This window comes from Bacillus cereus, assembly GCF_015071065.1.
GTDB classification, from domain to species: domain Bacteria; phylum Bacillota; class Bacilli; order Bacillales; family Bacillaceae_G; genus Bacillus_A; species Bacillus_A cereus_BA.
Window position 1 is genome coordinate 1 of sequence record NZ_VOVA01000052.1, and the last position, 6,114, is coordinate 6,114.

Below are 6,114 nucleotides of genomic sequence, written 5' to 3' on the forward strand. Positions count from 1 at the left end.
ATTTGGTTTGTCGCTTTCTGCGTTGTTGCTACTGGCGACTTGTTTTATATTACACCTCTAAACTCTAATCGTCAACACCTTTTTATAAAGATATTTAATTTAATACCTTCGTACTCTTTTAGCTCTAGATAAGGACCTATAAAGATTTCATTAAAATAGAAACCATCGTCTACTTTTCTTTACTAATCTATTCTTCTAAATACTATTCAATTTAGAAACCTCTCTATTACAAAGGACTTGCTTCCCCCATCTTACCGAACTCATACGATTGATTCTTTCCAGCTAAACTAGTAACCTTATTTTAATAATTAATAGTATATAAGTAGAAAGTTGCTTTATTTTTTATTACCGCTCCCTACTCCCCTTTGTTTATCAAATTGTACTATTAATAACATTCTATTAGAAGCAGGTGACGATATGAAAGATATATGTATTCTTATAGCAGACGATGATAAAGAAATCCGAGATTTATTAAAAAGATATTTAGAACGAGAGTTATACATAGTAGATACTGCGATCAACGGTGAAGAGGCTCTGCGCTTATTTAATCAAAACAACTATAACCTCGTTATATTAGATCTTATGATGCCGAAAGTAGATGGGATCGAAGTATGTAGAAAGCTTAGAGATACAACTAACATTCCTATATTAATGCTAACTGCTAAAGATCACGAAGTTGATAAAATTTTGGGCTTAAGCATCGGTGCTGATGATTATATTACGAAGCCTTTCAGTATTCACGAAGTGGTTGCACGAGTAAAGGCTCTTATGCGACGTTTTTTAGTTCTTGGAAGTAACACTAATGTACAAGAGAAAACAACTTTAGCTTTTAAAGGACTAACTATCGATTTAAATAAATACACAGTTCATACGAACGAAAAAGAAATCAACTTAACTGGAAAAGAACTTGAACTATTAAAATTCTTCACTTCAAATCCAGGGCAAGTATTTACAAAAACACAGCTCTTCCGAAATGTGTGGGACGATAATTATATAGAAGATGACAATACCGTTATGGTACATATTAGAAAGCTTAGAAAGAAAATAGAAATCGATCCTTCCAACCCAAAATTCATTCAAACTGTATGGGGAATTGGTTATAAGTTTGTAGGTGGAAAAGTTGAAGAATGATAAGATCCTCTTCCTTATTTCATTACAACTTATCATTTGCGGGCTTTTAAATATACACATGGGCCAAAAAATAAAAATACCTTTATTTATTACTCTTATCTTAATTACAATATATCTTTTCTTTTCAAGAATACAATTTATTCAAAGTCGTAAATCAATGGCCACTAAATTAAGTCGTGCACTTAAAGGGAATTTACAAACGAGATTATTCACAAATAATGACCGTTCATTACATAATATCGTATTTTCAATAAACGAATTAATAGCTGAATTAGAAAAGGTTCAGATCGAAGCGAAAAAATCCGAGGAATCGAGAAAACAACTTTTGTCTAGTATCTCGCATGATATCCGAACACCACTGACTTCTATTATTGGATATATCGATGCTTTAAAAGATGGTGTTGCTGCTTCTGAAATAGAAAAGCAAGAATATCTTAAAATACTTTATATGAAATCAAACAACTTAAAGCATCTAGTTGATGAAATATTCAATATGGCAAAGCTGGATGCTAATGAATTTCTACTAAAAGAAGAAGAACTCGACTTTTCTGAAGTTACTAGAGAAGTTTTAATCGAGTTTTTACCCGATCTATCAAAACATAATATCGAACTACAAGTTCTCATACCAGAATCTACATGTCCCATTATTGCAGACCACCTTAGCCTTATACGTATTATAGGTAATCTAATGAAAAATACTATTCATTACGGAAAAGATGGAAAAATGGTAGGAGTTGAACTACTAGAAACCGATACTGAATATGAACTTCTTATTTGGGACAAAGGACCTGGGATTCCAAAACATGATTTACAAAACGTATTTGAGCGGATGTACCGAAGTGAACAATCAAGAAACCCATCCTATGGTGGTAGTGGCCTCGGACTTTCTATTTCTAAAGCGCTCGTTGAAAAAAACGGTGGCCATATATGGGTTGACAGTATTCCATGGGAGCGAACCACTTTCGGCTTTTCCATCCCGAAATACACTACTTTTAAGAAATAGTTAAGAAATGATTAATATGCAGTTAAACTCTCCTTTTTATCATGTAATTAAGAACTTATAGAAAGTAGGTGTCTCCTATAAATACAATTATAAAAACAACAAACCTTACTAAAATTTATGGCACTCAAAAATCAGTAGATAACCTAAATATAAATGTACAGCAAGGAGAGATTTATGGATTCATAGGACGTAACGGTGCCGGTAAAACAACAACCATTCGTATGCTGCTCAGTCTTATAAAACCTACAAGAGGAAATATTGAAATATTCGGAGAGGATTTATTTCAAAATCAAAAAGACATTTTAAGAAGAATTGGTTCTATTGTTGAAGTTCCAGGGTTTTATGAAAACTTAACAGCACGAGAAAACTTATTAATTAATGCAAAGATAATTGGAGTTCACAAAAAGAATGCAATTGGAGAAGCGTTAGAAATTGTAGGCTTACAGCATGAAACAAAAAAACTAGTAGGAAAATACTCTTTAGGTATGAAGCAACGTTTAGGAATTGCACGTGCTCTTCTCCATTATCCTGAACTACTCATACTAGATGAACCAACTAACGGACTAGATCCGATCGGTATTAAAGAAATGCGAAAACTCATTAAATCTTTAGCTCAAGAAAGAAATATAACGATACTCATTTCTAGTCACATATTAGCTGAGGTGGAACAACTAGTCGATCGTATGGGAATTATTCATGAAGGAAGGTTACTAGAGGAAGTTTCTCTTGATACGCTGCGTAAAGCAAACCGTAAGTACATAGAATTCCAGGTGAATAATGATAATAAAGCTGCGATGCTATTAGAAAATCATTTTCGAATTTTTGATTATGAAGTACATGATGAAGGGCATATTCGCATTTACTCTCATTTCGGACAGCAAGGATACATTAACAGAACGTTCGTTCTTAACGATGTTGAGGTATTAAAAATGATGATGAGTGAAGAAAGATTAGAAGATTATTTCACCAAACTAGTTGGGGGTGGAACAATTGGTTAATCTACTCTATACAGAACTATTAAAACTAAAACGTTCTAATATGTTTTTGCTTAGTATTATTGGGGCTGGTGTCGCACCCTTTTTAGTGGTTGTAGCGTCTTATATACACATAAAGACAAAACAGCCTACTCCAACTATTTTGTTCCATCAATTATTCACTGAAGTTAACTTGTATACTACTTTAGTTATCGGATTCCCCTTATATGGGGTTGTGATCGCTTATCTATTTACCCGTGAATACACGGAAGATACATTAAAAAATTTGCTAACTATCCCAGTATCACGTATTAGCTTTATTATAAGTAAGTTCATCCTTCTATTCCTTTGGATCATGATGCTAACTTTAGTCGCTTGGGCGCTAACTTTATTATTAGGGTTAATAGGTAGCTTCCCTGGATTTAGCACTGCCTTACTTTTAGGCTCTCTTGTGAAATTTCTAATATGTGGCGGACTTCTCTTTCTTTTATCTTCACCTATTGTACTACTAACTCTTGTAATGAAAACCTATGTACCACCTATTATATTAACAATCATTATAACGATGACTAACCTTATGATCGTAAATTCAAAACATAAAGACCTATTCCCATGGAGCGCTACTCTAGATATAGCAAATAACGAATTACAATCCACATATCCACCAGAGTATTCTTATATCATCATTGCAGCAACAGCTATTTTCGGATTTATTCCAACACTATTCTACTTTAAAAGAGTAGATATTCATTAATTTATAGGAGTGAAACTATGAGCGATATCATCATTGCCTTCATATTTGGAATTGTAGAAGGATTAGCTGAATTTTTACCCATCTCTTCTACTGGCCATCTTATATTAGTCGGACATTTATTAGGTTTTGAAGGAGAAAGGGCAAAAACATTTGAAATTGTCATACAGTTAGGGGCAATTTTAGCTATCGCGATTTTATACCATAAACGCCTTGTCTCTTTATGTAATATTAAACCCCTTCTACGGAAAGAGAAAAAATTCAATGCATTACATGTTTTTCTTGGCGTATTCCCAGCAGTAGTTGCTGGTTTACTACTACATGATGTTATTAAAACATACTTATTTCAGCCGTATACTGTCGTAATCGGACTTGTAGCAGGAGCAATTCTTATGCTTTTTGCAGAAGCAAAAAAAGCAGAGGCAACCGCCTTTTCACTAGATGATTTAACATATCGTCAAGCATTAACAATCGGATTATTTCAATGCTTAGCAGTATATCCTGGCTTCTCTAGAGCTGGCTCTACTATTTCTGGAGGGCTATTAGCGAAAGTAAATTATAAAGCTGCATCTGAGTTCTCTTTTCTCATTGCCATTCCTGTAATGGTCGGAGCTACAGGGTTAGACTTATTAAAAAGTTGGAAGTATTTAAGTGTAGATGATATTCCTATGTTTGCGGTAGGATTCATTACCTCTTTTGTTGTAGCAATGCTAGCGGTAGTAACTTTCCTGAAGCTTTTAGAAAAGATAGGTTTAAAACCTTTTGCATATTATCGTATTCTGTTAGCCATTGTATTTACACTTTTCGTATTGCTGTAGCTTTATATAAGCATTATTAAACCGATATTCTAAGTTGAATATCGGTTTTTTGTTTACTTTCTCTCTAGTATTACTAGCTTCAATATGCCATAGTTGAAGTTAAATCAACACTCTGAATATTCTTTACTAAAAATAACACTTCATTACGGTATGTAGAGTTTACAGTTGTACTTTCATCCCTAAAGAGCAATAGCATTTCTAATTTAGACACATATACTAGGAAGAAAATAGTTGCCACAAATGGAATGATTACACCAGTGTAGAACGAGTGTTCTTAACTCTATTATAAGTCATTTAAACAATTTATCTTTAAAAATTCTTTCCATATTTAGCAGATGGGGGCTTCTTATCTATTCACGAAACAGATGAAGAGTTAAAACCATTATTAGAGAACTTTCCTAAATGGGATCAATTATACCCATTACCATATGAAACAATTCGGAAACTAAACATCCCGTCTATTAATATGCGGGTATATGGGAAAGATGGACATAAGTGGACGGAACGTGTTTACAAACCATATTCATTCAATGTATTACCTTTATTGATTCGGAAAGCAACAATACAGATTTTAAATGACTACAAAGTGTTCACAAATAAACAAATTGCACGTGGTTCATAAAGTGAACTTTTAATAATTAGCGGGGGCACTTCATCTCCCACCTAGCTTCTTTTTGTCTATTGAATCTTAGGTTGGAAGTATTATTACCCTAAAATAGCGGGATAAAAAGAATTAAATTTAACCAAAGTGAGGTAACGATACAAATGAATCCATTAGCGCAAACATATTGGGATACTTATTGGGGGAAGAATGAAAAACCAAAATCTGTTGCCGCTTGGCAATTCGGTGAATCTCCTGATTATCTTGCCCAGTTAGTAATTGATGGTATAAAAACTGCAACATGCTCCGGACATATTTTTTATGAATTGGAAAATGAATCACTACCGAAAACTAATGATTATAGTATTATACTCAATAGCCAGGATGAACCTGTAGCAATTATTAGGACAATAGAAGTAACTGTAACACCAATGAATGAAGTAACCGAAGAATTTGCTAGAGCTGAGGGTGAAGGCGATCTTACTTATAATTACTGGAGAGACACCCATATACAGTTCTTCACAAAGGAATTGCATGAGCTTGGCCTTGGTTTTTCTGAAGATATGCTACTCGTTTGTGAACGTTTTGAGCTTATCGATATAAAAAATAAAGTGAAACTATAATAAATAGAAGTTTTATCGAAAGTTCACGCTGGATAAATGCCCTTACTTTTACACAAATAAGCTTGTCATCTATGACTAAAGAAACCGATAGATGACAAGCTTATTTCATTATACACAAAAAAGACGAGTCATTCTGACTCGTCTTAAAGTCGCTTGGCGACGTCCTACTCTCACAGGGACAAGGTCCCAACTACCATCGGCGCTAGAGAGCTT

The 6,114-nt window shown here is 33.8% G+C and carries 6 protein-coding genes and 1 pseudogene; all 7 read left to right on the top strand.

Features of this window, described 5'->3' with window-relative positions:
- Positions 1-417: 417 nt before the first annotated feature.
- The 7 genes and pseudogenes from FT637_RS29175 (at position 418) to FT637_RS29205 (ending at position 5,901) form a co-directional block, all read left to right on the top strand.
- On the top strand, positions 418-1,131 hold the full coding sequence (locus FT637_RS29175; RefSeq protein ID WP_193649207.1) for a response regulator transcription factor: 714 nt from the start codon (positions 418-420) through the stop codon (positions 1,129-1,131).
- Positions 1,121-2,134: a sensor histidine kinase gene (locus FT637_RS29180; RefSeq protein ID WP_193649208.1), complete on the top strand. Its 1,014-nt coding sequence runs from the start codon at positions 1,121-1,123 to the stop codon at positions 2,132-2,134. The genes FT637_RS29175 and FT637_RS29180 overlap by 11 nt, the downstream gene beginning before the upstream one ends.
- A 68-nt stretch (positions 2,135-2,202) precedes the next feature.
- Entirely contained in the window at positions 2,203-3,132 is a 930-nt protein-coding gene (locus FT637_RS29185) for an ABC transporter ATP-binding protein (RefSeq protein ID WP_193649209.1), read from the top strand.
- Positions 3,125-3,862 (top strand): ABC transporter permease, encoded by a 738-nt coding sequence (locus FT637_RS29190; protein ID WP_193649210.1) that lies wholly within the window; start codon positions 3,125-3,127, stop codon positions 3,860-3,862. The genes FT637_RS29185 and FT637_RS29190 overlap by 8 nt, the downstream gene beginning before the upstream one ends.
- Positions 3,863-3,879: 17 nt before the next feature.
- Positions 3,880-4,677, top strand: a complete 798-nt coding sequence (gene uppP, locus FT637_RS29195) for an undecaprenyl-diphosphate phosphatase UppP (RefSeq protein ID WP_193649211.1) — start codon at positions 3,880-3,882, stop codon at positions 4,675-4,677.
- A 313-nt stretch (positions 4,678-4,990) separates the two neighbouring features.
- Positions 4,991-5,299: pseudogene (locus tag FT637_RS29200) on the top strand (peptidase M20); the annotation flags it as partial.
- A 143-nt stretch (positions 5,300-5,442) separates the two neighbouring features.
- Positions 5,443-5,901 (top strand): ASCH domain-containing protein, encoded by a 459-nt coding sequence (locus FT637_RS29205; RefSeq protein ID WP_193649212.1) that lies wholly within the window; start codon positions 5,443-5,445, stop codon positions 5,899-5,901.
- Positions 5,902-6,114: the final 213 nt, after the last annotated feature.

Coding starts and splice junctions, on each gene's coding strand:
- FT637_RS29175 (WP_193649207.1), top strand. CDS start 418: ATGAAAGATATATGTATTCTTATAGCAGACGATGATAAAGAAATCCGA.
- FT637_RS29205 (WP_193649212.1), top strand. CDS start 5,443: ATGAATCCATTAGCGCAAACATATTGGGATACTTATTGGGGGAAGAAT.
- uppP (WP_193649211.1), top strand. CDS start 3,880: ATGAGCGATATCATCATTGCCTTCATATTTGGAATTGTAGAAGGATTA.